The organism is Brevibacterium epidermidis NBRC 14811 (assembly GCF_001570805.1).
Lineage (GTDB): Bacteria > Actinomycetota > Actinomycetes > Actinomycetales > Brevibacteriaceae > Brevibacterium > Brevibacterium epidermidis.
Map to the genome: position 1 here is coordinate 40,288 of NZ_BCSJ01000012.1, position 25,103 is coordinate 65,390.

The following is a 25,103-nucleotide window of genomic DNA, read 5'->3' on the forward strand; positions in this document are numbered from 1 at the left end:
ATGCTCGCGTGCCTGAACCTCCCGCGCCACCAGGATCATGCGCAAATGCGCAGACCGCTCTGCTCCTTGCCGGCCACGTTCCTTCGCACAATTGGAAACGGCCCACTTTGAGGTGGATAGCACGGTTTTGAAACCGTGCATTCCAACTCAAAGCGGGCCGTAGAGCTGTCTGGAGCCGAGCAGAGCCTCAGACGGAGCGGAACGCGACGACGGCGTTGTGTCCGCCGAAGCCGAACGAGTTCGTGATCGCCGCGATATCGCCCGAAGGCAGATCCTGCGGACTGTCACGGACGATGTTGATGCCCTTGACCTTCGGGTCGACCTCGTCGACGTTGATGGTCGGGGGAGCGGTGCGAGTCTGCAGCGCCTTGACCGTGAGGATCGCTTCGACGGCACCGGTACCACCGAGGAGGTGGCCGGTCATCGACTTCGTGGCCGAGACCAGTGCATCGGAGACGTTGTCGCCGAGCAGTTCGCTGATGGCCAGCGATTCCGGAATGTCACCGACTGGAGTCGATGTGGCGTGTGCGTTGACGTGCTTGATGTCGGCCGCGGTGAGGCCGCCGGCATCGAGTGCCTGCTGCATGGCTGCCAGCGCATGCTTACCCTCGGGCTCTCCGCCGGTGATGTGGTAGGCATCGTTCGAGATGCCCCAGCTGGCCACCTCGGCGTAGATCCTCGCTCCACGAGCCTTCGCATGTTCCTCGGTTTCGAGGATCAGCGTACCGGCGCCTTCACCCATGACGAATCCGTCACGGTCGATGTCATAGGGACGCGAAGCGGTCTCAGGTGAATCGGTGCGACGCGACAGCGCCTGCATCGAATTGAACGCGGCGAGGGTGATCGGGTGGATCGCGGCTTCGGAACCGCCGGCGATGATGATGTCGGCCTTGCCCGAAGAGAGAACGTCATAGGCGTGACCGAGGCTCTCGGTCGACGAGGCGCAGGCGGAGACCAGGGTCTGCACACCGGCGCGGGCCTTGAATTCCATCCCGATGGCAGCTGCAGGGCCGTTGGGCATGAGCATGGGAACGGTCAGAGGCATGACCCGGCGCGGGCCCTCCTCCTGGAGCGTGTCCCAGGCGTCGAGCAGAGTCCAGACTCCGCCGATTCCGGTGGCCCAGGAGACGGCTGTCCGTTCCGGATCGGTCTCCTCGAGGCCTGCGTCGGCCATGGCTTCACGAGCGGAGATGAGAGCGAACTGGCTCGAGGGGTCGAGGCGTTTGGCCTGGACCCGCTTGAGGTTGTCGGGCACGACCTGTGGGTCGACCTGGGCTGCGAAGTCCACGGCGAGGCCGTATTTCTCCGACCAGTCGTTGTCCATCGTGTGGACGCCGGACTGACCTGCCAGAATGGCTTCCCAAGTGGCATCGACAGTCGCGCCCAAGGGGGTTACCGCACCGATTCCGGTGACGACAACTTTAGATGTCATGGTACAAACCTCGTCGATAGTGTGGACACGGCCCGTCTGTGGACGGGCCGTGTAGGGCTGCTGTGGCTCAGGCTTCCTGAGCTTTGTTGATGTAGTCGACAGCGTCCTGAACGGTGACGAGGTCCTTGACGTCGTCATCGGGGATCTTCACGCCGAACTTCTTCTCAGCGTTGACGACGATGGTCATCATCGAGATGGAGTCGATGTCGAGGTCATCGGTGAACGACTTGTCGGCTTCGACTGCTTCGACAGCCAAACCGGTCTCTTCGTTGACGATCTCTGCCAGCCCTGCGAGGACTTCAGCTTCGGTGAATGCCATTTCTTTCCTACTTTCTGATTTCGGTCGAGGGTTTTTCGACCGTTTGAGGAACTTTTCGACGAGTGTCCCGCCGAACATCTTAGGACATTCACGGAGAGTTTTCCGTGAATGGGTGTGTCTCAGGGCAGGCGCACGACCTGTGCACCGTAGACGAGGCCTGCACCGAAGCCGATCTGCAGGGCGAGACCGCCGCTGAGCTCGGGCTGTTCACGCAGGAGACGCTCGGTTGCCAGAGGAATGGAAGCGGCTGAAGTGTTGCCGTTGTCGGCGATGTCACGAGCGATGACGACGGACTCGGGGATCTTCAGCTGCTTGGCGAGCTCATCGATGATGCGCATGTTCGCCTGGTGCGGAATGAAGGCCGCGAGATCCTCGGCTTCGATTCCGGCTGCGGCAAGGGCCTCCTTGGCGACTTCGGCGCCGTCCCAGACGGCCCAGCGGAAGACGGTGGGTCCATCCTGGCGCAGGGTCGGGAACGGCAGTTCGCGGTTGTCGCGGATGTCATAGAGCGAGTCGGTCATCCGGATCGTCGACCAGTTCTCGCCCTTCGAGCCCCAAACGGTCTTCGAGATGCCCGGTTCGTCGGCAGAGGTCACGACGACCGCACCGGCACCGTCACCGAGGATGAACGAGATCGAGCGGTCTTCGGGATCGATGACCTCCGAGAGCTTCTCCGCACCGATGACGAGGACATTGTCCATCGTTCCTGCGCGCACCAGTGCGTCAGCCTGAGAGATGCCGTAGCAGTAGCCGGCACACGCGGCGCTGATGTCCCAAGCGGGGATCGGGCCCGTGCCCAGGCGGTCGGTGAGTGCGGCGGCTGCCGACGGAGTGAAGTACTCGAAGGTGACTGTGGAGATGATGATGCCCCCGATGTCCTCGGGTTTGAGCCCGGCCGAAGCGATCGCCTCGAGAGCGGCCTCTTCACACATGTCGAGGACGCCGACATCTTTGCTGGCGCGCCGACGGGTGATGATGCCGGTGCGCTGACGGATCCATTCGTCGGATGAGTTGATGGGGCCGGCGATGTCGTCGTTGGTGACAAGGTTCTCGGCACGGTAGGCGCCGATTCCCGCGATCCGTGAGAAAGTGCCGGGCTCAGCTGTCTTCAGTGTTGGCATGGTCGATTTCCTTCGATACTCAGGCGTGGGCTGCCGCGAACTCACGCGCGCCGTCGAGATCGGCGGCTGATTTGATGGCGAATGTCTCCACGCCCTTCATGGCGCGTCGAGCGATTCCGGTGAGGGTTCCACCGGGGACGAGTTCGATCATTCCAGTGATCCCGGTGTTCAGCAGGCTCTCCTGGCACAGGTCCCAGCGGACCGGGTTCGTGACCTGCTTGACCAGACGGTCGACGTACTCGCGACCGGCCTCGACTGAGGTGCCGTCGGAATTGCTGAGGATCGAGACGGTGGGATCGGAGACCTCCATCGCCGAGGCGGCGGCGGAGAGATCTGCTGTCGCCGATGCCATGAACTCGGTGTGGAAGGCTCCCGCCACGGCCAGGGAAATCACCCGAGCGCGCTCCGGCGGGTTCTCGGCCAGTGCTTCGAGAGCTTCGAGGGATCCGGCGGCCACGGTCTGGCCGCCGCCGTTGACATTGGCGGGGCTGGCCCCGGCAGCCTCGATGGCGGCGAGAACGTCCTCGGGCTGCCCGCCGACGACGGCGGACATGCCGGTCGGAGTGGCGGCCGCAGCGGCGGCCATTCCATCGGCCCGGACCTTGACGAAGGCCATGGCATCGGCAGGGGTGAAGATGCCCGCGATCTGAGCGGCGGCGATCTCACCTACGGAGTGGCCGGCAACGACAGCGGGGCTGATACCGAGTTCGGCTGCGCAGGCGATCGCCGAGGCGACGAGCAGAGGCTGTGCCACCGCGGTGTCCTTGATCGTTTCGTCATCGGATTCGGTTCCGTGCAGACGCAGGTCGATCCCCGAGGCGGTCGAGAGTTCGTCGATCTGTGCCGAGAAGGTGTCGAGTTCGAGGAACGAACTCAGGAAACCGGTCTTCTGGGCTCCCTGGCCCGGACAGGTGATTGCAAGCACTCAGTTCTCTTTTCGTAGGGTTCCGTTGATCAATCTAATGGACTCTGGGCCGATCTCATTGAGATTTGTCGCTGGTCGACAATACGCCGTCCTCTGACAGTCGCCCATACACCAAGGCGATGTGGATGACGAAGGCGTCGCGTGAGGTCGTCGGGTCGAGCCCGATGGCGTCGGTGATCTTCCGCAGTCGGTAACGCACCGTGTTCGGATGCACGGACAGTGCTTTGGCCGTGGCTTCGAGTGATGACCCGAATTCGACGTAGGCGCTCACGGTCTTCAGCAGCTGTCCCGTTCCCGAGGTCAGCGGTTCGTAATAGCGTTCGATGAGTTCGGACAGGGCGATCTGATCCCCAGACAGGGCACGTTCGGGCAGCAGATCGTCGGCTTTGACCGGACGAGGGGAGTCTGGGCGTGCGGTCGCCGCTTTGAGTGCCCGGATCGCCGCTTTCGCCGAGGTGGCCGCCTCGGCGAGTCCCGGCACCGCGGGTCCGACGATGACTTCGGACGGCCCGAAGCAGTCCGAGAGGTCTTCGACGGCATCGTCGAGTTCTGTGACTCCGCCCAGGACGATGAGCAGACGGTTGTCGTGGATGCCGACGAGCGCATCATCGGCCCACCGACTGGCCTTGCGGCGGACGCCGTCCAAGCCCTTCTTGGCAGAGCGCTGCGGGGCGCGGCCGACGATGACGCAGACCGGACCCTCGGACTGCCAGCCGAAGGCCGCAGTGCGGCTGGCAAGTTCGTCCACGGAGTCGCCGCGGACGAGGGCGTCGACGACCATCGCCTCGAGGCGGGCGTCCCAGCTGCCTCGGGCCTCAGCGGCTCGTGCGTAGACATCGGCCGCGGCGAAAGCGATCTCGCGTGAATAGATGAGCACGGCCTCGCGCAGGGCCGGCTGTTCGACGGGGCGGGCGATGTCAGGAACGCGCTCTTCGACGACTTCGACGACGATCTTGAGAAGCTGAAGGGTCTGCTGCAGGCTGATGGCGCGGATGAGGTCGCGTGGTGCGGTCTTGAAGATGTCAGAGACCACGCGCAGGTTCGTGTCGGGTTTGCGGTACCAGTCGACGAACGAAGAGATGCCCGATTGGGCGAGCAGTCCCACCCAGGAACGGTCGGACGACGACATCGAGCGGTACCAGGGCAGCTGCGCCTCCAGTCGCTGCAGAGTCACCGAGGACAGGACACCCACTCCGGCACGCAGTCTGCGGGCGGTTTCGGCGCGACGGCGCAGGGTCTCGGCATCAGACATCATGAGCACGAGTTTAGATGAATGAGAACAATTCGGTTGTCAGCGACATACAAAGAGCCGGAAAAGATGACAAATATGGCCGGAGTCTTGGAGACTCCGGCCATATCAGCTCTCAGGGTTCAAGCGAGATCAGGCGCCTGCCCCCTCGGTCGAACCCGAGTTGCCGGCCCGGACATCGTCGAGCTGGTACTTCGCAGCTGCCTCGGCGGCCTTGTCGATGGAGATCTTTCCGGTGTCGGCCAGGGAGATCAGCGCCTGGGTGACCACGGACGGACCGTCGACGAGGTAGTACCGACGTGCCGCCGGTCGGGTGTCCGAGATTCCGTATCCGTCGGTTCCCAGCGAGGTGAAATGGCTGGGGACGTACTGACGGATCTGGTCGGGAACTGCACGCATATAATCCGAGGTCGCGATGACCGGACCTTCGGTCTCAGCCATCTTCTCGGTCACATACGGGGTGCGCGGTTCGGAGTTCGGGTTCTTCAGACGTTCGTTCTCCGCGTCGAGTCCGTCGCGGCGCAGCTCCGTCCACGAGGTCACTGACCACACATCGGCCGAGACTCCCCAGTCCTGATCGAGCAGCTCCTGAGCTTCGAGCACCCACGGCACACCGACGCCGGAGGCCATGAGCTGTACCTTCGGACCGCCGTTGTCGGGGCCCTTCTTCAGCAGGTAGAGGCCCTTGAGCACGCCTTCGACGTCGAGGTTCTCCGGCTCTGCCGGCTGGACCATCGGCTCGTTGTACATCGTGATGTAGTAGAGCACGTTGGGGTCGCGCTCATCGGCGGGGTCGTACATCCGGTGGATGCCGTCCTTGACGATGTGAGCGATCTCGTAGCTGTAGGCCGGGTCGTAGGAGACCACTGACGGGTACGTCGAGGCCAGCACGTGCGAGTGTCCGTCGCCGTGCTGCAGGCCTTCGGCCACGAGCGTGGTACGTCCTGCGGTGGCGCCGAGGACGAAGCCGCGGGCCATCTGGTCACCGGCTGCCCAGAAGAAGTCACCGGAGCGCTGGAAGCCGAACATCGAGTAGAAGATGTAGAACGGGATCATCGGCTCACCGTGCGTGGCGTACGAGGTGCCGGCTGCGGTCAGCGCCGCGGTCGCTCCGGCCTCGTTGATGCCGACGTGGAGCAGCTGCCCGTCCGTGGCCTCCTTGTAGGCGAGGAACAGGTCGCGGTCGACCGAGATGTAGTTCTGGCCGTGCGGGTTGTAGATCTTCGCCGTCGGGAAGAACGAGTCCATGCCGAACGTGCGTGCCTCATCGGGGATGATCGGCACGATTCGGTGACCGAAGTCCTTCTCCCGCATGAGGTCCTTGAGCACACGCACGAAGCCCATCGTGGTGGCGATCTCCTGCTTGCCGGATCCGCGGCGTCCGGCCTGGTAGGCCTTGTCGGAGGGCAGCTTGAGATCGACATGCGTCGTCCGCCGCTCGGGGGAGTAGCCGCCGAGCTCCGCGCGGCGCTCCTGCATGTACTTGATCTCGGGGGCGTCGACTCCCGGGTGGTAGTACGGAGGCAGCTTCGGGTTCTCTTCGAGCTCCTTGTCCGAGATCGGGATCTGGAAGTGGTCACGGGCGAGCTTGAGGTCGTCGACCGTGAGCTTCTTCATCTGGTGTGTGGCGTTGCGGGCCTCGAAGTGAGGTCCGAGCGAATAGCCCTTGACCGTCTTGACGAGAATGACGGTCGGCTGACCGGTGTGCTCCATCGCGGCCTTGTATGCGGCGAAGACCTTGCGGTAGTCGTGGCCGCCGCGCTTGAGGTTCCAGATCTGCTCGTCGCTGTAGTTCTCAACCATCGCCTTCGTCCGCGGGTCGCGGCCGAAGAAGTTGTCGCGCACGAATCCGCCGGACTCGCCCTTGTAGGTCTGGTAGTCGCCGTCGGGGGTGGCATTCATGAGGTTGACGAGAGCACCGTCGCGGTCCTTGGCCAGCAGTGCGTCCCATTCGCGTCCCCAGACGACCTTGATGACGTTCCAGCCGGCACCGCGGAAGTAGGACTCGAGCTCCTGCATGATCTTGCCGTTGCCGCGGACGGGCCCGTCGAGGCGCTGCAGGTTGCAGTTGATGACGAAGTTGAGGTTGTCGAGCTCTTCGAAAGCTGCGACGTGGAGCATGCCGCGGCTCTCGGGCTCGTCGAGCTCGCCGTCACCGAGGAAGGCCCAGGTCTGCTGCTGTGAGGTGTCCTTGATCCCGCGGTTAAACAGGTACTTGTCGAACTGTGCCTGCGCGATCGCGTTCATCGGGCCGAGGCCCATCGACACCGTGGGGTGCTCCCAGAAGTCGGGCAGCTGGTGCGGGTGCGGGTAGGACGGCAGTCCCTGGGGCTTGCCGTCGATGAAGTGCGACTGCTGCTGGCGGAATCCGTCGAGCTGTTCGGCGCTCATCCGGCCTTCGAGGAAGGCGCGGGCGTACATGCCGGGGGAGGCGTGGCCCTGGTAGAAGATGTGGTCGCCGCCGCCGGGATGGTCCTTGCCGCGGAAGAAGTGGTTGAGGCCCACTTCGTAGAGAGTCGCCGAGGAGGCGTAGGTGGAGATGTGTCCACCGACCTCGACGCCTGGACGCTGGGCCCGGTGGACGAGCATGGCCGCATTCCAGCGGTTCCAGCGGCGGTAGCGGCGTTCGACCTCTTCATCGCCGGGGAACCAGGGCTCGTTCTCCGGACCGATGGTGTTGACGTAGTCGGTGGCAGTGAGGCTGGGTACGCCGATCTGCTTCTGGCGTGAGCGCTCGAGCATGCGCAGCATGACATAGCGTGCTCGAGTCCGACCGCCCTCGTCGATGAGGCCATCGAGGGAGGCCAGCCATTCTGCGGTCTCCTCCGGGTCGATGTCGGGCACCTGGCTGGGCAGCCCGTTGAGGATGGGTCCGCCCTGATTCCGATTGTCCACGATGTGGTCCTCTCTTCAGCTCCACGATCTTCATTGGTGTAGAGATCATGTCCATCGAATGGTGTGTGCTCCGCAGGTTGTCTGAGCCCAGAGGCCACCCGATACACCAGCCAGCCTAGTACTCACAGGCAAACTTCGCGCTCCTGAGAAGTTGTGATCTGACTGACGCATCCGCCTGCCCATCAGACAAGGTCACGGCCCGGTGTGCTGATCGGGTGCTGTTTGAGTCCGTTTGCCGCGCGCAGACGCGCCGATATTTGCACCTTGACCACTGTTGGCGGAACAATACAGGCATGAGCAACTCCGCTTCTGAAAGGACATCCTCCACTTCGACCCTTGCAAACGAGCTGGGACACAACCTCGGCTTGAACAAGGGCGACTATGTGCAAGAGGTCGGCTATGACGACGACGTCGATCAGGCACTCTGCGAGGCGATCGAGAACATCATCGGAGACAAGATCGCTGACGGCGAAGAGGATGATGTCTACGACGTGATCCTCATGTGGTGGCGGTCGGACGACGATGACCTCATCGACGGCCTCGTCGACGCCCAGACCACGCTGAAGGAGGGCGGAGTCGTTTGGCTGCTCAGCCCGAAGGCGAACCGCCCGGGACACATCAGCCCCGCAGACATCTCCGAAGCGGCGCCCACCGCCGGAATGCACGTGACCTCCACGGTCAGCGCCGCCGATGACTGGGCCGGATTCCGGCTCGTGGGCAAGAAGAACTATTCATGATCCTGCGGCCCGGTGACCGGGCCCCGGATCTCACCCTTCCCGATCACCTCGGATCGGACATCACCCTCACCGAGGCGGCCCCGCGTGCCGCTCGTGTGCTCGCATTCGTTCCGTTCGCCTTCTCTCCGATCTGCGGAGACGAACTCGCCGCCCTCAACGAGTGGCAGGAGCGGATGCGGCAGGGTTCCCACGCCGTCGAGGTCATCGTCGTGTCCACGGACTCCAAATACACTTTGGCGGCATGGGCACGGAATGCGAACATCGACATCACTCTCGCCTCGGACTTCTGGCCCCACGGTGAAGCGGCTCGTGCCTTCGGTGTCTTCGATGAGAACCACGGAGTCGCCGAACGTGGAGTCTTCGTCATCTCACCTGCGGGTACGATCGTGAGTGGCAGGCAGGTCGCCCGCACCGAGACTCGGGACTTCTCCGAGGATTTCGCTGCTGCGCTTTCCAGCCTCTGAGAATCGAGCCACCCCCGAAGTGCCGATCGACGGCAGCTTCGGAGACTGTTGAGGAGGACACCCTATGGCCACGCTGTTCACAAAGATCATCAATGGAGAGATCCCCGGCGCCTTCGTCCATCAGGACGACAAGTGTGTCGCCTTCCTCGATGTCGCGCCGATGACGGAAGGCCATGTCATGGTCGTTCCCCGTGAGGAGATCTCCCACTGGATCGATGCTGATGCAGAACTTCTCGCTCACCTCACCGCGGTGGCGAAGAGGATCGGCGAAGCCCAGAAGCGAGCATTCGACTGTGAGCGCATCGGCCTCCTCGTCGTCGGCTACGAAGTGCCTCACCTGCACATCCACGTCTTGCCGACGAACTCCATGGATGACTTCGACATCTCCGACCGCGCTCCGATGCAGACCCCGGAGCAGCTGGAGGCGCCTGCCGAGAAGATCCGACAGGCGCTCTCCGAACTGTCCTGATACGGCCATAGCCGGCTTTGGCCGGATCAGAGACCGCGCACCTCGAAGTACCGATCGAGTGAATCCTTGACGAGTTCGGCACCGGCGGTTCCGCCATAATTCGCACCGAATCGCGGGTCGTCGACGTACATCTGGCTGAGACCGCGCACGTAGCCCGCGAGGTCACCCTCGGGGTCATTCGCCGGCGTGCCCGGAACCGCTTTCAGCCATTCGATATGGCGTTCGGCGAGTTCTTGGCAGCGGTCCGATTCGGGACGTGCCCCTTCCTCAGCGGCGGTGATCCAGGCCGCGGAGAGAGCAGCCATGCGTGCCTTCCAATCCTGTTTCTGTTCGGGAGACTGGCGGGACCACCATTCGTCTCCCCTCCGAAAGGCGTCGGCACCCCAACGCCTGGTCACTTCCTCTTCGTGTTCGCGATGGTCGAATCCATCGAACATCTCTTCAGCCATGAGCGGCTCACCTGCTTTCAGTCGTGTGATGGTAGCGGTGACGGCGGCGAGCTGTCGGTCGATCCGGTCTCTCTCGCGTCCGAGCGCGACCAGATGCTGCGTTAGAGCTTCGACCGGATCGTCTCTCCGATCAAGCATCTCGGCGATCGACGCCAATGGCAGTCCGAGCTCCTTGAGCAGCAGGATGCGCTGGAGGCGCAACAATGCCGTTTCGTCGTAGCAGCGAAAGCCATTGGCGGCGATGGAGGTAGGCGGTAGCAGACCGATAGCGTCGTAGTGACGCAGGGTTCGGCTCGTCGTTCCCGTCAGCCGCGCGATTTCCTGAATGGGCCAGTCCATGACTGACAGCTTAGAAGTTGACGCAGCGTCAAGGTCAAGGCCCGGTCGGTCAGTGCGATGAGAAAGTTCTGCCCCCGTCTCGGAACGTCGAGACGGGGGCAGACAAGTTCTGGGCCGAGGATCCGACTGAGGCGGCGACTCGAAGAGCTCAGCTCGCAGGGTCGAGCGGAATCAGGCCGCGTTGCGGATGGCGTCGAGGGCAGTGAACAGGTCGCGTGCGAGGTCGTCGACATGTTCGAGCCCGACCGACAGCCGAACGAGGCCGTCACCGGGTTTCGCGGTAGCTGCCACGGGCCGGTGGGTGAGCGAGGCCGGGTGCTGAATGAGCGTATCGGCACCGCCGAGGGAGACCGCGTGGACGATGAGGTCGCAGTGCTCGACGAACGTCCGAGCCGCTTCGAATCCTCCGGCGAGTTCGATGGCGATCATCGCCCCGCCGCCGTGCATCTGCGAACCGACGAGCCCGCGCGGATCGGAATCGGCGAGTCCGGGGTAGTGGACGCGGGCAACTTCGGGGCGCGTCTGGAGGCGTCGAGCGAGTTCACCTGCGGTGTCCTGTGCGGCGCGCATCCGCACGGACAGCGTGCGCAGACCGCGGTGCAGGAGGTAGGCACCCATCGGGTGCAGCAGGGCTCCGGTGATGGCGCGGACGCGGCGCAGGCGCATGGTCCATTCGCTGTTCGTGGCGATGATCCCGCCCATCGCGTCTCCGTGGCCGCCGAGGTACTTCGTGGCACTGTGCAGGACGAGGGTGGCCCCGTGGTCGAGCGGGCGCTGGAGCACGGGGGTGCAGAAGGTGTTGTCGACGAGGACCGGAACGTCTCCGGCTGCCGCGACGACGGATTCGATGTCGACTAGGTCGAGGCTGGGGTTCGCCGGTGTTTCTATGATGACGAGTCCGGTGTCCTTGCGGATCGCCGAGGCGATCTCGTCCTCTTTCGCCCAAGTCACCGAGGTGCCCAGCAGACCGGACTCGAGCAGGTGGTCGCTTCCTCCATAGAGAGGTCGGACGGCGACGATATGGGGAGTGCCGGCTTCGACTGCGGCGAGAAGCGCGGCGGTCATGGCGGCCATACCTGTGGCGAAGGCGACGGCGGATTCGGCGTTCTCCAATTCGGCGAGCGCGGACTCGAATCGTGCCACACCGGGCTGCCATAGCCGTTGGTAGACAGGGGAGTCCCCCTCTCTGAGAGCATGTCCGCCGGCGAGGCTTTCGTAGGAATCTCCTCCGGTGCGGACGTCATTGACCGGGTTGGTGGTGGAAAGGTCGATTGCGGGAACGTGGACGCCTGCGTCTGCCAGACCGTCCATCCCGCCGTGGACCATTCGGGTCTCAGGGTGCATAGATGTCATAAGCGTATTCAATACACTTCTTCCGGCCTCTGCAATGTTTCTGCAATCACCTGCGAGTATCGGAAACTTATCGGGAGGGTCTGCGATGAGATGTGGGAGACTGTGACACATGTCGCAGAATGTCTCACTCGATGGCACCGATCTTCGCCTCCTGCAGGAGCTCAACGCCGATGCACGTGCCTCGGGTGCGGTGCTGGCTGCGGCGGTCGGAATCTCCGAATCGACGGTTTCCCTGCGCCTGAAACGGCTGAGATCACTCGGCGTCATCCGCGGTTTCAATATCGATGTCGATCCGACCGCGCTGGGAGTCGGACTGCAGGCACTCATCTCGATTCGGCTGGCCAAACATGATCGGACCGAGATCGACGCGTTCACCGCGGCTGCGCCGAAGTTCCCAGGGGTGGTGCGGATGTACCACATGGCCGGAGCCGACGACTACCTGCTGCATATCGTCGCCGCCGATACCGCGGCCGTGCAGTCCTTCGTCCTCGACTACCTCACTCGTTATCCTGCCGTGGCGCATACGCGCACGAACCTCATCTACCGGGTCGAGGACGGTTCCGCCTGGATCCCTGACGAGCTCTGAACTGCCATACTGACCTCATGACAGAGAACAAGACCCAGCCGACCGACGCCGATGTCGCTGACTACCTCGATTCAGTGACTCCCGAGAAGCGCCGTGAGGACGGAATCGCCCTCGACAGGATCTTCCGCGAAGTCACCGGCGAAGAACCCGTGATGTGGGGGCCTTCGATCGTCGGCTACGGCCGCTACCACTATCGGTCGCCGGTGAACCCGCGCAATCACGGAGAGTGGCCGGCGACGGGCTTCTCCCCGCGCAAGAGCCAGCTCTCTCTGTACGGACTCAAAGACCTGCCCGAGGGAGCGAAGCTGCTCCCGGAGCTCGGCAAGTACACCGAGGGCGCCGGCTGCGTCTATGTGCGACGTTTGGATAACATCGACGAGGCGGTGCTGCGCCGTCTCATCGCGATCGCTGCTGCCCGTCCCGACGATCCGGAACCGAACAGCTGAACCCAGGCTCGGGGCCTGATCACGGACGCCGGCTGGAAATCCCGAAGTCGACTTAGGCGTAAGGGTGTCCGAGCTCGTCCCCGCTGTCAGCTGCGGGCCGTGATACTCAGCCCCTGTTTGCGCTGATGGACCGAGAAGTACTGCAGTCCCGCCTCGGCGTCGGCAAGGAACCGGCGACGGGACCGACGGGGCAGCCATACGATCTGACCGGGGGACAGGTCGATCGTTCCCGTTTCGGTCTCAAGGGTGCCGGCACCGGCGAGGACGTGGATGAGGACGTCGAGTGACGGACCTGTATGTTCGCGGATCTCCCCGCCGGGGGACAGCGCGATGACATTTGCGTCGAGGTCACGGTGCTGCGTCGGCAGCTGCCAGACGGACCCGGAATCCTCGACGGTCTCGGTGAGTTCGGCGACGTCGAGGACGACGCGAGGTGCAGGGGTGGCGGCACGTCGGATGATGCGAACCCGAGCCTCGTCCTCTGTGCTCTCCAGGGGCTCCCACTCGACCGCCTCGGCATACTCACGGACCATTTCCACGCGCAGGCCCTCGGGCACGTGATCGTTGACGAGGATCAGGCCAGTGCCGACCTCGAGTTCCTCGTACGCTTTGATGATGAGCGGATGCCGCTCCGGCTTCGGTATGCTCCGGACGTCGATGACGGATTCTTCTGCCACAGCATTACCTCTCATTCGCTTCGCTGATTCCTCCTCGAAACTATCACCACAGATGGCAAACGAGCCTAGGCTGAGGAGGGGAGCAAGCCTCGGAGCTGCACACAACTCAGGAAGGAGTTCACGATGACCGATCAGATGCCCGCACAGAACCTGGAGGCCCTCAGCGCAGAGCTGTTGGAGAAGGCCCGAGGGGCACACAGCGGAAGGGCCGCCAAGGGCGTTTTCGCCGGAACCTATCTCCGCCAGGCCCTGCTCACCTTGCGAGAGGGTGCAGAGCTCGCAGAACATGATTCACCTCCGGAAGCGACGTTGCACGTCGTCAAGGGCCAGGTGCGGATGGTGACTGCCGACGAATCGTGGGAACTGAGTGCCGGGGAGCTCATCGCGATTCCCCCGCAGAAGCACTCGGTGGAAGCCCTGACCGATGCGGCGTTTCTGCTGACGATCCGCACGGAGGTCGACAAGGGGTGACCGACTCCGGGGCCGCCTCGGCGAGGTTCGGGGCGGAACATGGAAAAGGCATCCCGTGTTCACGGGATGCCTTGGCGGTGGGCCCAGAGGGACTCGAACCCCCGACCCTCTCGGTGTAAACGAGATGCTCTAGCCAACTGAGCTATAGGCCCCACCTGCGTCGTCACGACTGCGACAGCGCTTGATCAGTATGCCATATCCGGCGGTGAGCGGCGAAACGAGGTCCCCTGCGGTCAACCTGCGGGCCGACGATCTCACTGCAGGTCAGTGCTGCGACCACGAGGTTCGGAGCAGCAGTGACGCGTTGGCTGCGAAATTCTCTGCCGCATCGGCTGAATCGACGTCGAAGAGTCTGCGGTTCTGCTCGACTGCCACAGCGCCGAGTGTGAGCGTGAGGATTCCGTGGGCGAGTTCGGCACCCAGACGATCGGCCGCCAGCGCCTGAGGTGTGACATCGGTCGGCGCGATCGAATAGCCCAGCAGCACGATCTCGGCGCCGTCACGATATTTCAGCAGCACTTCACGCAGAGACATGGCCGCGGCGAGCGGATCGGCTGTGGGAGGACAGAGTGCATCGACTTCGGCCTTGAGGCTGCGCGAGATGAGGATGAGAAGAGACTGCTTGTCCTTGACGTGCCAGTACAGCGCAGAGGGCTGAACGTCGAGTTCACGGGCGAGTCGGCGCATGGACAGATCGCCGAGACCGTAACGCGAAAGGATGGTCAGGGCAGTGGTGGTGATGCTTTCGGCGGTCAGTGCCAATGAGACATACCTTTCATTCTTCCAAAGTGGCCGGGCCCGATTTTTCAGATCGCGTTCCCATCGCTATAGTAGTTCCTGGTCACGGGATATAGCGCAGCTTGGTAGCGCGCCTCGTTCGGGACGAGGAGGTCGTGGGTTCGAATCCCGCTATCCCGACCAAGGGAAAGTGCCGCATCATCGCTCAGGCGAGGATGCGGCACTTCTGCGTTCACCGCCGGCTATCGTCGCGATGGGGGTGCACTGCACGAATGCAGCGCACCCCCATCTTCACGACTCGCGGTCAGGAGGGTGATCCTGGCTTCCGGGAGCCGGCATCGGATCGATGGGCCGCCTCGGCGAAGTTCTCTGCGAGGAGATCGGGATCCGTGCCCCGCCACCGGGCGATCGCCTTCATCAGCTGGTAGATGATGATCGCCGAGGCGGTGCCCAGGGCGATGCCTTCGAACTGCAGTCCGCCCGGTGTCCAGGTGAAGTTCGCGATGGCGACGATGAGTGAGACCGCGGCGGTGTTGAGGTTGATCGGGTTGGAGAAGTCGACCTTGTTCTCCACCCAGATGCGCACGCCGAGCATGCCGATCATTCCGTAGAGCACGGTTGCCGCGCCGCCGAGGACTCCGGGTGGGATCGTGGCGATGATTTCGCCGAACTTCGGCAGCATGCTGAGGATGAGGGCGATGATCGCCGCGCACAGGTAGGCGGCGGTGGAGAAGATGCGTGTGGCTGCCATGACGCCGATGTTCTCGGCATAGGTCGTCGTACCGGAACCGCCGCCGGATCCGGCGAGGATGGTGGAGAATCCGTCAGCGAAGAGCGTTCGGCCGGTGAGGTGGTCGAGGTCGCGGCCGGTCATCGCGGCGACCGACTTCACATGGCCGATGTTCTCGGCGATGAGGACGAGGACGACAGGTAGGAAGAGGCCGAGGTAACCGAGGTCGAAGGCCGGAGCATGGAACGCGGGCAGACCCACCCAGTCGGCTTCGGTGACGGTGGAGAAGTCGAGTTCGCCCTGCAGCCACGCCGCGCCATAACCGACCAGGACGCCGATGAGGATCGAGAGCCGGCCGAGCATACCGCGGAAGAGCACCGTGGTGAGCAGAATGGCGATGATCGTGATCACGGCCGTCAGGGGAGCGGCCTTGACCCAGTCCCAGGCGGCGGGGGCCAGGTTGAGGCCGATGAGTGCGACGATGGCACCGGTGACCACCGGCGGCATCGTCACCTCGATCCAGCGAACGCCGACGAAGTGGACGACGAGACCGACAAGTGCCAGGGTGACGCCCACGGAGATGATTCCGCCTTGGGCCAAGGCCATGGCGTGCGGTTCGAGGTCCTCTCCGGCTGTCGCCGAGAATCCCGTGACGGCGCCGATCGGGGCGAGCAGCCCGAAAGACGATCCGAGGTACGAGGGCATCATGCCCTTCGTGATGAGCAGGAAGAGCAGCGTGCCGATGGCGGTGAAGAACAGCGTCGTCGACGGCGGGAATCCGGTGAGCAGGGGGACGAGGAACGTCGCGCCGAACATCGCCACGACGTGTTGGGCGCCGATGCTGATGGTCCGCGGCCAGCTCAGACGCTCCTCGGGCAGAACCTTCTCACCGGGAGCGATCGTGCGGCCGTCTCCGTGCAGACGCCAGCCGCGACGACTGCCCGTTCCGTCGTGAGTGTCCGTCTGTTCCGAATCCGCCATAGTGCTCCTCGTTCCGTTCTTCCCGTTTGCGGGCCGTCGTCCGAGCGTCGGACAGCGGTCCGAGCCGGCGACAGAAGTCTATGCTCCCGCTCGCTGTCTCGCCGAGTCCGCGATTGTCCTATGCGCTCGGTTCGGGTGTTCTCCCACTCCGATGAGGAGTCCGATACAGAGGCGAGGATCGCGGTTCTGATGGCGTATTGAACAGTGTTCAGGTGATCTGACCTGGACTGACACAGAATCTGCGCAATCACTCGGAGACAAAGGACCAATCGATGACGACTGTGAACCCTGATCAGACCGTGAACCTCGACCAACTTGTGAACCCTGACCAACTCGCCGAGTCCATTCTCGACGGGGCAGCAATCACGGAAGCGGAGGCACTCGCGCTTCTGTCCACACCGGACGAGGATCTCTTCGGACTCGTCCACGCCGGATCGCGACTGCGCCGACGCTACTTCGGCATGTCGATCAAGTTGAACTACCTCGTCAATCTCAAATCGGGTATGTGTCCGGAGACCTGCACCTACTGCTCGCAGTCGCTGGGATCGAAGGCGGAGATCCTCAAATACTCGTGGTTGAGCATCGAGGAGGCCATGGACCAGGCGAGCATGGGCATCGGCGGGGGAGCCTCCCGCGTCTGCCTCGTCGCCAGCGGTCGCGGCCCCAGCCGACGCGACGTCAACCGCGTCGGAGAGATCGTCGAACGGCTCAAGGACGAGAACCCGGAAGTCGAAGTCTGCGCCTGCCTCGGTATCCTCAAGGAAGGGCAGGCCGAATCGCTCAAAGAGGCCGGTGCCGACGCCTACAACCACAACATCAACACCGCCGAGTCCTTCCACGACAACATCGTCAAGACCCACACCTATGAGGACCGGACGAACACCGTCGAACTCGCCAAGACCGCCGGACTTTCACCGTGCAGCGGCCTCATCGTCGGACTCGGCGAAAGCGACGAGCAGATCATCGAGGCGCTCTTCGCACTCAAAGCCCTCGACTCCGACTCGATCCCGATCAACTTCCTCGTCCCCTTCGACGGCACCCCGCTCGAAGGGCAGTGGAACCTCACCCCGATGCAGTGCATGAAGATCGTCGCGACGGCCCGTTTCGTCTGCCCGGACCGTGAGATCCGCCTCGCCGGCGGCCGCGAGATCCACCTCAAGTCGCTGCAGCCGATGGCTCTGCAGTTGGCCAACTCGATTTTCCTCGGCGACTATCTCACCGCGGAGGGGCAAGCCGCCGCCGATGATCTTGCGATGATCCGCGACAACGGATTCACCATTCTCGGGCAGGACGAGGAGACCGCCGGAGGCTGCTGTTCGGATACCAAGTCCACCACCGAGGCGGCCGACCACACCGACCCCGTCATCCGCAGACGCGGGGCCGGCACGGCCGCAACCGCGAACGTCTGAGAGCCAGTCCGTTCAGACCTGACGCAGGCTGCGCTTGAGGATCTTGCCGGCCGAGTTCTTCGGCAGTTCGGCCACGAACTCCACCCGCTTGGGTACCTTGAATCCGGCCAGACGGGACTTGACGTGGGCGATGACTTCGTCAGCCGTGAGAGGAGGCTGGCCTTCTTTGAGGACGACAAAGGCCGCGACCGCCTCGATCCATTTCTCGTCGGCAAGACCGACCACGGCTACCTCGGCGACCTGAGGAAGTTCAAAGATCGCATCTTCGACCTGGCGACTGGCCACGAGGACGCCGCCGGTGTTGATCACGTCCTTGACCCGGTCGACGACTTCGATGAAGCCGTTGTCGTCGACCTTGACGAGGTCGCCGGAATGGAACCAGTCGTCGTCGAATGCCTCAGCAGTGGCGTCAGGACGGTTCCAGTAGCCTTCACACAGCTGCGGCGACCGGTAGAGGATCTCGCCCTCCTCGCCGGGACCGACATTGCTACCGTCGGCATTGACGACTCGGGTCTCGACGAACATGACCGGGCGACCGGCCGAACCGGGGTGGTCATCATGTTCCTCGGGGCGCAGCACTGCGCACAGGGGGCCGAGCTCCGACTGACCGAAGCAGTTATAGAAGCCGAGCTTCGGAAGCCGCTGACGCAGACGCTCGAGGATCGGCCCGGGCATGATCGAGGCCCCGTAGTACGCCTTGCGGAGGCTGTCGAGATTGCGAGTCTCGAGGTCGGGGCTGTTCGCCAGAGCGACCCACACGGTGGGGGCGGCGAAGAACGAATTGATCTCCCGCTCTTCGAACAGCGCCAGCAGCTGGTCCGGCACGGGGGCGGGGACGATAATGTTGTGTGCGCCGATCGACAGCAGAGGCAGCAGGAAGACATGCATCTGCGCCGAGTGATAGAGCGGCAGGGCATGGACGGCACGATCCGTCGCCGCGAAGTCGAGGGACATCAGCGATGACAGGTACTCGTGCACCAGGGCTCGATGAGTCATCACAGCACCCTTCGGCGCCGAGGTGGTGCCGGAGGTGTACAGCAGCTGTGCCACATCCGTGTCGTCGACGGAGAACTCTCCCGCACCCGCAGGGGCGATCGAATCCGTGGTGGCGACCGGAACGAGGTCGGCGAAGTCGATCACCTGGGCCGAAGCGCCGGTCGGAGTGGATGTCACAGCGGACATGAGGTCGGCATCGGCGAAGACGATTTCGGCGCCCGAGTTGCTGAGGATGTAGTCGAGCTCGTCGCCTTTGAGCTGATAGTTGACCGGCACATGGATGAACCCGGCACGGGCGCAGCCGAGGTAGAGGAGGACGAAGAGGTCGGAGTTCTTCCCATAGGCGGCGACCCGGTCGCCTTTCGTCACGCCCAGGCGGACGAGTTCGCGAGCCACCGCAGTGACGGCGGCGTCGAGTTCTGCATAGGTCCAGGTTCGGTCGGCAAATTCGATGGCCGTGTCGGCGGCGAATCGGCCGGCGCTGCGTCGCACGAGATCGGAGACTGTGGATGTTTGGGCGGTGACAGTTGATTCAGAGGAGTCGCGTGTTGTTGTCATGGTCCAAATATATGAGCGAAATCACTTTTGCTGAAAATCGTCCACCGAATTCTGCGGCGCTGTCCGTATGTTTTCTCTTCCGGCAATACGGGCCATGGTCTCCGGTTCGGATGTAATAGTGTGGGGGCATGAGACATCCGAAGGTGAGTGACTGCGTTGAGGTCTTCGACTCGCTGTGGCCACCGGCCTTGGCTGAGTCGTGGGACTCCGTGGGATTGGCTGTCGGTGACCCTGATGCCGAGGTCCGGTCGATCCTTTTGGCTCTCGACCCGATGGACGCTGTGATCGCCGAGGCGGTCGTCCTCGGCGCGGATCTGGTGTTCAATCATCACCCGCTCATGCTCAAACCAGTGAAGTCGGTGAACGCCGCCACGCTGAAGGGCGGCGCCGTCCACACTCTCATCAGCAACGACATTGCGCTGTTCAATGCGCACACGAACGCCGATTCGGCCCGCGGCGGAGTCTCCGATGTGCTCATCTCGCTCATGGGCATCAATGATGCTCAGCCCCTGGCTGCACACACCACGCCTGCTGAGGCGAGAAGCGACGGGCTGCCCACGGGAATCGGCCGCGTCGGCGACCTCGACGAGCCGATCCCTGTCCGCGATCTGGCGAGGCGACTCGCGTCTGAGCTTCCGCGGACGACGACCGGGGTGCGCATTGCCGGCGACCCGGCAGCGATGGTGACCCGTGTCGCGGTCTGCGGCGGTGCCGGCGATTCGCTGTTCGACGAGGTTCGAGCCAGCGGCGCCGATGTCTATGTGACTGCCGACCTGCGCCACCACCCGGCCACCGAGGCGCTCGACACGGCGAATCGCCGGGAAAGCGGACTCTCGCTCATCGACGTCTCCCACTGGGCTTCGGAGACGGTCTGGCTGAACGCGGCGGCCGAAGCGCTCGAGACCGAATTCGCCCGGCGCGGCTTCACCGTCTCGCTGCAGCATTCGGCGGTCAACACCGACCCCTGGGTCGAACGGTACTGACGAGGAGACCGAGGATGCTCATCACAGACAGCCAGAGAACAGCGCTGCAGACTCTCATCGAACTCACCGCCAACGGGCGCGCTCTGCAGTTCGAACACGACAACCCCAAGCGGGCAGAGGAACTCAAGGAACTCGTCGCCCGCCACAAGGAACTCGGCGAGAGGCGGACCGAGGCCGCCGCTGTTGTGGAAGGCCACCAGCAGGCGATCGACGAAGCCACCCGCCTCATTGAGGCGCAGCGGTCGAAGATCGAGAAGAAGACCGCCGAGCTCAATGACGGAACCGGTCTGACGAGCCGAGACATGGTGAATCTGCAAGAGGAGATCGCCGGGCACGAGGCTCGGATCTCCGAGCTCGAAGAATCGCAGCTCGACGAGATGGAGAAGCTCGAAGCCGCGGAAGGCGAGCTTGCCGCAGTCGATGACCGAATCGCAGAAGTCACGGCCTCCGGCAAAGAGGTGCAGACCGCAGTGAAGGACCGGAAAGCCGAACTGCGCGAACGCATCGCCGAGAACGAATCCGCGGCGTCAGGTCCGCGAAGCGAAATGCCCCAGCCGCTGCTCACCGCATTCGATGCCAATGTCCGGCAGGGCGGTCCCGGAGCCGCACTGCTCACCGGGCCGAACTGTCAGGCGTGCGGCCAGGAGATCGGCGGGGCAGTCTGGCACCGAATGCTCGGCGCCGATGCCAACGAAACCTACGAGTGCGAGGAATGCGAAGCGGTGCTCCTGCGTCGCAGCTGACCCAGACTGAGCCGATCCGTCGACCCGCCGGAAACGTCAGTCCCGGAGGACGATCATGAGATTCGCAGGCTTCGACTTCGTCGGTGATTCGAATTCGACCTCGTAGAACTCCTCGGCCCGAGCCACAAGCTCTTCCGCCGACTCCGGCAGTGCACGGTCATCGGAGAGCAGTCGACCGGCGAACTCTCCTCGGTAGAACTTCGCCCAATGGGAGACGACACGACGCTTTCCGCCGCTGACGGAGACCGCACCCATTGTCACGACCTGGTCGGTGGGACCCGGCCACACGGACCGGTAATCGCTCGAACGGCAGTCGAGGGCCACCTCGGCGGGATCAAGGGAACAGGACTTCGCGAGGATCGGCTTCCAGTACGACGTCAGCTTTCCGAGCGTCCCCAGATCGGTCTTCATCGCCAAACGGTAGGCGGGGATCACATCGAGTCCGTGCACGAGGCCGAACAGGGCGGAGAAGATGTGGACGTCCTGGAGACGTTCGCGCAGCCTCTCGTCATTCTCCGACTGGGCCACGAGTTCGCTCGCGCCCATCGCTTCGAAGAGGACGCCTGAATAGGTGAGCAGCGCGGGAGCGCAGGGGATCTCATCGAGGACCGTGTTGCGTTCGACATCGGCCGCAAGTGACGCCCCGACGCCCAGTTTCTCGAGGGCATCCCGACGCTTCGAGACCTTCTTCAGTGCAGACAGGACCCGTTTGCGCTTCGTGGTGAGTTCCGGAGCCGAGAGACTGTCGAGGTCGAGAGTGGGGCCGGTTGTCGACGGAGTCTTGCCCTCTGAGGGCGGCAGCAGGATCTTCACCACCCCATCGTATGATCCTGTGCTGATTCGGCCGGAACCGGGTGTGGATGAGGTTGATCACGTTCGCACCTTAAGATCCGCTGCGCCTCGGTGCCGGGTGCATGGGGGAGCCCCGGAGCGACTACACTGGGTTGCTTGAGGACAGGTCACCAGACGGTCGCGGCTCTCATTTCGAGGGCTGAGGAACGTCCGGGCTCCACAGAGCATGGATGGTGGGTAACACCCACCCGGGGCAACCCGCGGGCCAGTGCAACAGAAAGCAGACCGCCCAGTTCCGACTGGGTAAGGGTGAAACGGTGGTGTAAGAGACCACCAGGGCGGCGGGTGACCGTCGCTGCTGGGTAAACCCCATCCGGAGCAAGATCAGACAGACGACGTTCGAGGCTGCTCGCCGAGTCGTCGGGTGGATTGCTTGAGGCCGGTGGCAACATCGGTCCCAGATAGATGACCGTCAGGCGAGAAGGGCGACCGACTCGTCGACAGAACCCGGCTTATCGGTGGCCTGTCCTCATTCTCAGGATCATCTGCAGCGCCGTCGTCGACTCGTGACGCGGAGCTTCGTCCGTTCAGGACTGACTGCGACGAACCTTCGCCTTTCCGTCATTGACCGCGATCATCGCAGCCCCCACGATTCCGGCATTGTTGTACAGCTTCGCCGGTTTGAGTTTCGCTCGCGTCTTGATCAGCGGCAGGAACTGGTCATGGGACTTCGAAACACCGCCGCCGACGATGATGACGTCCGGGGCGACGAGCAGTTCGATCTGCGAATAGTACTGCTGCAGTCGAGCCGCCCATTCCGGATAGGACAGCCCCAGTCGGGTCCGCACCGATTCTGCGGCCTGCGTCTCGGCATCGGCGCCGTTCATCTCGATATGGCCGAGTTCGGTGTAGGGGACCATACGACCCTGCGTGAACAGGGCGGTCCCGATTCCCGTACCCAGCGTCGTCAGCAGCACGGTGTTCTTACGGTGCTTGCGCCCGGCGCCGAAGGTCATCTCGGCCAGACCGGCGGCATCAGCATCGTTGAGGAAGTACACGGTGCGTCCCGTGCTCTCCCCGATGATCTCGGCAATCGGCGAACCGATCCAACTCTGATCGAGGTTCGCCGTGTATTCGACACGCCCCTCGCGGATGACACCGGGGAAGCCGCAGCCCACAGGCAGGGAGTCGAGGGCGGCACGGTCGGTGACGAGCTCGAGTTCGACGGCACGCTCACTCAGTGCATCCAGCAGCTTGGCGATCGTCGCGGCCACGGCATCCGGGGTGCTCGGTTTCGGGGTGAGCTCGCGCAGTCGCTTGAACGGCAGGCTGCCAGTCACCGTGTCGACGAGTGCGGCTTTGATCCCGGTGCCACCGATGTCGATTCCGATCGCAAAGCGTGGGGAGGTCTCCGCGGTCATCTCATCCCTCCTCGTGTGCGGGGCCCGCGGCAATCGCGGTGTCGGCATCGGGCAGGGTCAGGATATCGGCACCGGTCTCGGTCACCACCAGCGTGTGCTCGAACTGAGCGGAGCGTCTGCGATCCTTCGTCACCACGGTCCAGGCATCGTCCCAGACGTCCCAGTCGATCGTGCCGAGGTTGAGCATCGGCTCGATGGTGAAGATCATTCCCGGCTCCATCGTCTCGGCGTGGGCGGGAGCAGCGTCGTAGTGGGGGATGATGAGGCCTGAATGGAACTCACGACCGACCCCGTGGCCGCTGTAGTCGCGCACGACCCCGTAGTCGAAGCGCTTCGCGTACTTCTCGATCACTCGCCCGATGACGTTGACCTGACGGCCCGGTTTGACCGCTTTGATCCCGCGCATCATCGACTCATAGGTGCGTTCGATGAGCAGGCGGGACTCCTCATCGACGTCTCCGGCGGTGAACGTGTAGTTCGTGTCCCCGTGCATGCCCTGGTAATAGGCAGTGATGTCGACATTGACGATGTCGCCGTCTTCGATGACGGTCGAATCGGGGATGCCGTGGCAGATCACCTCGTTGACGGAGGTGCACACGGACTTCGGGAAACCGCGGTAGCCCAGTGTCGACGGGTACGCACCGTGATCGCACATGAACTCGTGCGCCACCTTGTCGATGTCATCGGTCGTGATGCCGGGGACGATCATCTCACCGACGGCGGCGAGGGCGTTGGCCGCGATCCGACCGGCCGCACGGACCGTCTCGACCTCCTCGGCGCTGTAGAAATTGTTTCCGCGGCCCTCATCGGCATCGGCCCGGCCGACGTACTCCGGGCGGGGGATGTCCTTCGGCACACCGCGTTCGGGCGAAATCGTTCCGGGCGTGAGCAGGCGAGTGTGAACAGTCATGATGGTGTCGATCCTATGCTGGAAACGCGGCTTTGTCCCGCCGCCCGCGTGCCTGTCGATGCCGCGGCCAAGCCCCGGTGGAGTCTAGAATCGGAAGCAGCCGTGCCAAGGAAGCGGGAGGCAGATTGAGCGACGACACGACAACGGCAGGCCACGAGTTCGCCGGACTGGGCGAAGTGGTGAGCCTGACGAGCGCACCGCAGCAGATCGCCGACCACATCCTCTCCGGAATCGCCGTCGGAGCACTGCCGGAAGGCACCCTGCTGCCGGGCGAACGCACCTTGGCCACAGATCTGCAGGTGTCCCGCTCGAGCGTCCGCGCTGCCCTGCTGCGACTCGAGCGTCTCGGAGTCGTCGAACGCCGCCGCGGCCGTGGGGGAGGGACGTTCGTCAAGACCGCCCGCCCCGAAGCGCTGGCTCCTATGGCCGGCCGGATCGACGAATTCCATGCCGAACGGCGCAACCTCCTCGACGCCCGTGCCGTCTTCCAGAATTCCCTGGCTGCAACAGCGGCGCGCAGACGCACCGAGGACGAGCTGAGCGAACTGAGGGAGCTGGCCGAGGTGTACTCCCAACGCGCCGAGGCGGCCGCCGCCCGCACCGCGGACGCGCAGTTCCATTTCGCCATCGCCCGTGCCGGACACAACCCGGAACTCGTGCGCATGGCCATCGACCTCGACACGAAGATCAACGCCGGTTTCCGGCACGACCCGTTCTCCGCCGAACTCTTCGACCATGCCGTGGACGACCACGCCGCGATCGTCGAAGCGATCGCCGCCGGTGACGCCACCGAGGCCGGCCGACTGTGCGAGGAGCACTTCCGATACACGACGATCGTCACCCCGCACTGAAAATCCCTCCCAGAACTACCTGACGGCGGCCCAGCAACCTCGCGCGAGGTTGCTGGGCC

The 25,103-nt window shown here is 63.7% G+C and carries 25 protein-coding genes, 2 tRNA genes and 1 other RNA gene; 12 read left to right on the forward strand and 16 right to left on the reverse strand.

Translation table 11 applies throughout. The features are described from left to right. Positions 1-187 precede the first annotated feature (187 nt). The 6 genes from BEP01S_RS08985 to aceE form a co-directional block, all read right to left on the reverse strand. Positions 188-1,432: a beta-ketoacyl-[acyl-carrier-protein] synthase family protein gene (locus BEP01S_RS08985; RefSeq protein WP_062242406.1), complete on the reverse strand. Its 1,245-nt coding sequence runs from the start codon at positions 1,430-1,432 to the stop codon at positions 188-190. Positions 1,433-1,499: 67 nt separating this feature from the next. Then, a complete protein-coding gene (locus BEP01S_RS08990) occupies positions 1,500-1,751 on the reverse strand; it encodes an acyl carrier protein (RefSeq protein WP_025776743.1) in 252 nt (83 codons plus the stop codon). A gap of 119 nt (positions 1,752-1,870) precedes the next feature. Beyond that, positions 1,871-2,872 (reverse strand): beta-ketoacyl-ACP synthase III, encoded by a 1,002-nt coding sequence (locus BEP01S_RS08995; RefSeq protein WP_039210862.1) that lies wholly within the window; start codon positions 2,870-2,872, stop codon positions 1,871-1,873. A 19-nt stretch (positions 2,873-2,891) separates the two neighbouring features. Beyond that, positions 2,892-3,797, reverse strand: coding sequence for an ACP S-malonyltransferase (locus tag BEP01S_RS09000; RefSeq protein ID WP_062242409.1), 906 nt, complete (start codon positions 3,795-3,797; stop codon positions 2,892-2,894). A gap of 55 nt (positions 3,798-3,852) precedes the next feature. Continuing rightward, a complete protein-coding gene (locus tag BEP01S_RS09005; RefSeq protein ID WP_062242411.1) occupies positions 3,853-5,052 on the reverse strand; it encodes a PucR family transcriptional regulator in 1,200 nt (399 codons plus the stop codon). 126 nt (positions 5,053-5,178) lie between these two features. Further along, positions 5,179-7,941, reverse strand: a complete 2,763-nt coding sequence (aceE, locus tag BEP01S_RS09010; protein WP_062242413.1) for a pyruvate dehydrogenase (acetyl-transferring), homodimeric type — start codon at positions 7,939-7,941, stop codon at positions 5,179-5,181. Positions 7,942-8,234: 293 nt separating this feature from the next. Here aceE and BEP01S_RS09015 point away from each other — a divergent pair, with 293 nt between their 5' ends. The 3 genes from BEP01S_RS09015 to BEP01S_RS09025 all read left to right on the forward strand — a co-directional run bounded on the left by BEP01S_RS09015 (position 8,235) and on the right by BEP01S_RS09025 (position 9,611). Further along, on the forward strand, positions 8,235-8,678 hold the full coding sequence (locus tag BEP01S_RS09015) for a DUF3052 domain-containing protein (RefSeq protein ID WP_025780561.1): 444 nt from the start codon (positions 8,235-8,237) through the stop codon (positions 8,676-8,678). Next, positions 8,675-9,142: a redoxin domain-containing protein gene (locus BEP01S_RS09020; RefSeq protein ID WP_062242415.1), complete on the forward strand. Its 468-nt coding sequence runs from the start codon at positions 8,675-8,677 to the stop codon at positions 9,140-9,142. The genes BEP01S_RS09015 and BEP01S_RS09020 overlap by 4 nt, the downstream gene beginning before the upstream one ends. A gap of 64 nt (positions 9,143-9,206) precedes the next feature. After that, on the forward strand, positions 9,207-9,611 hold the full coding sequence (locus BEP01S_RS09025; RefSeq protein ID WP_062242417.1) for an HIT family protein: 405 nt from the start codon (positions 9,207-9,209) through the stop codon (positions 9,609-9,611). Positions 9,612-9,637: 26 nt separating this feature from the next. On the opposite strand, the gene BEP01S_RS09030 is transcribed toward BEP01S_RS09025, so the two are convergent. Both BEP01S_RS09030 and BEP01S_RS09035 read right to left on the reverse strand, forming a co-directional pair. After that, positions 9,638-10,399: a MerR family transcriptional regulator gene (locus BEP01S_RS09030; protein ID WP_039210870.1), complete on the reverse strand. Its 762-nt coding sequence runs from the start codon at positions 10,397-10,399 to the stop codon at positions 9,638-9,640. A gap of 171 nt (positions 10,400-10,570) precedes the next feature. Beyond that, positions 10,571-11,752, reverse strand: a complete 1,182-nt coding sequence (locus BEP01S_RS09035) for a trans-sulfuration enzyme family protein (protein ID WP_062242419.1) — start codon at positions 11,750-11,752, stop codon at positions 10,571-10,573. A gap of 109 nt (positions 11,753-11,861) precedes the next feature. Here BEP01S_RS09035 and BEP01S_RS09040 point away from each other — a divergent pair, with 109 nt between their 5' ends. Further along, positions 11,862-12,338, forward strand: coding sequence for an Lrp/AsnC family transcriptional regulator (locus tag BEP01S_RS09040; RefSeq protein WP_039210873.1), 477 nt, complete (start codon positions 11,862-11,864; stop codon positions 12,336-12,338). 17 nt (positions 12,339-12,355) lie between these two features. Next, the gene (locus BEP01S_RS09045; protein ID WP_039210874.1) at positions 12,356-12,784 is read left to right on the forward strand and encodes a DUF1801 domain-containing protein; all 429 of its coding nucleotides are present in this window, start codon (positions 12,356-12,358) and stop codon (positions 12,782-12,784) included. Positions 12,785-12,870: 86 nt separating this feature from the next. On the opposite strand, the gene BEP01S_RS09050 is transcribed toward BEP01S_RS09045, so the two are convergent. Next, positions 12,871-13,461, reverse strand: a complete 591-nt coding sequence (locus tag BEP01S_RS09050) for a DUF2249 domain-containing protein (protein ID WP_244882172.1) — start codon at positions 13,459-13,461, stop codon at positions 12,871-12,873. A 123-nt stretch (positions 13,462-13,584) separates the two neighbouring features. Here BEP01S_RS09050 and BEP01S_RS09055 point away from each other — a divergent pair, with 123 nt between their 5' ends. Beyond that, positions 13,585-13,932, forward strand: coding sequence for a cupin domain-containing protein (locus BEP01S_RS09055; RefSeq protein ID WP_039210878.1), 348 nt, complete (start codon positions 13,585-13,587; stop codon positions 13,930-13,932). A gap of 78 nt (positions 13,933-14,010) precedes the next feature. Here the strand turns inward: BEP01S_RS09055 and BEP01S_RS09060 are convergent. Together BEP01S_RS09060 and BEP01S_RS09065 are read right to left on the reverse strand one after the other, a co-directional pair. After that, positions 14,011-14,084: transfer RNA gene (locus BEP01S_RS09060), tRNA-Val, on the reverse strand. Positions 14,085-14,196: 112 nt separating this feature from the next. Further along, positions 14,197-14,694 (reverse strand): TetR family transcriptional regulator, encoded by a 498-nt coding sequence (locus BEP01S_RS09065; protein ID WP_062242422.1) that lies wholly within the window; start codon positions 14,692-14,694, stop codon positions 14,197-14,199. A gap of 82 nt (positions 14,695-14,776) precedes the next feature. Between BEP01S_RS09065 and BEP01S_RS09070 the strand changes: the two genes are divergently transcribed. After that, positions 14,777-14,853 (forward strand) — tRNA-Pro (locus BEP01S_RS09070). 121 nt (positions 14,854-14,974) lie between these two features. On the opposite strand, the gene BEP01S_RS09075 is transcribed toward BEP01S_RS09070, so the two are convergent. Further along, positions 14,975-16,381 carry a uracil-xanthine permease family protein gene (locus tag BEP01S_RS09075; RefSeq protein WP_062242424.1) on the reverse strand — a complete coding sequence of 469 codons (1,407 nt, stop codon included), beginning with the start codon at positions 16,379-16,381 and terminating at the stop codon, positions 14,975-14,977. Between the two features lie 272 nt (positions 16,382-16,653). Here BEP01S_RS09075 and bioB point away from each other — a divergent pair, with 272 nt between their 5' ends. Further along, entirely contained in the window at positions 16,654-17,790 is a 1,137-nt protein-coding gene (bioB, locus tag BEP01S_RS09080; RefSeq protein WP_062242426.1) for a biotin synthase BioB, read from the forward strand. 12 nt (positions 17,791-17,802) lie between these two features. Here bioB and BEP01S_RS09085 read toward each other — a convergent pair whose 3' ends face one another. Continuing rightward, positions 17,803-19,344, reverse strand: a complete 1,542-nt coding sequence (locus tag BEP01S_RS09085; protein ID WP_062242428.1) for a fatty acyl-CoA synthetase — start codon at positions 19,342-19,344, stop codon at positions 17,803-17,805. Positions 19,345-19,472: 128 nt separating this feature from the next. Here BEP01S_RS09085 and BEP01S_RS09090 point away from each other — a divergent pair, with 128 nt between their 5' ends. Continuing rightward, positions 19,473-20,327 (forward strand): Nif3-like dinuclear metal center hexameric protein, encoded by an 855-nt coding sequence (locus tag BEP01S_RS09090; RefSeq protein WP_039210883.1) that lies wholly within the window; start codon positions 19,473-19,475, stop codon positions 20,325-20,327. A gap of 14 nt (positions 20,328-20,341) precedes the next feature. Beyond that, on the forward strand, positions 20,342-21,070 hold the full coding sequence (locus BEP01S_RS09095) for a zinc ribbon domain-containing protein (protein WP_062242430.1): 729 nt from the start codon (positions 20,342-20,344) through the stop codon (positions 21,068-21,070). 36 nt (positions 21,071-21,106) lie between these two features. Here BEP01S_RS09095 and BEP01S_RS09100 read toward each other — a convergent pair whose 3' ends face one another. After that, positions 21,107-21,883, reverse strand: coding sequence for a YaaA family protein (locus BEP01S_RS09100; RefSeq protein ID WP_062242444.1), 777 nt, complete (start codon positions 21,881-21,883; stop codon positions 21,107-21,109). A 141-nt stretch (positions 21,884-22,024) separates the two neighbouring features. Between BEP01S_RS09100 and rnpB the strand changes: the two genes are divergently transcribed. After that, an RNA gene (rnpB, locus tag BEP01S_RS09105) (RNase P RNA component class A) lies at positions 22,025-22,393 on the forward strand. A gap of 56 nt (positions 22,394-22,449) precedes the next feature. Here the strand turns inward: rnpB and ppgK are convergent. After that, positions 22,450-23,283: a polyphosphate--glucose phosphotransferase gene (gene ppgK / locus BEP01S_RS09110; RefSeq protein ID WP_039210887.1), complete on the reverse strand. Its 834-nt coding sequence runs from the start codon at positions 23,281-23,283 to the stop codon at positions 22,450-22,452. A gap of 1 nt (position 23,284) precedes the next feature. Continuing rightward, on the reverse strand, positions 23,285-24,193 hold the full coding sequence (gene map / locus BEP01S_RS09115) for a type I methionyl aminopeptidase (protein WP_062242432.1): 909 nt from the start codon (positions 24,191-24,193) through the stop codon (positions 23,285-23,287). A gap of 125 nt (positions 24,194-24,318) precedes the next feature. Between map and BEP01S_RS09120 the strand changes: the two genes are divergently transcribed. After that, entirely contained in the window at positions 24,319-25,044 is a 726-nt protein-coding gene (locus BEP01S_RS09120) for a FadR/GntR family transcriptional regulator (RefSeq protein WP_062242434.1), read from the forward strand. The last annotated feature ends 59 nt before the right edge of the window (positions 25,045-25,103 follow it).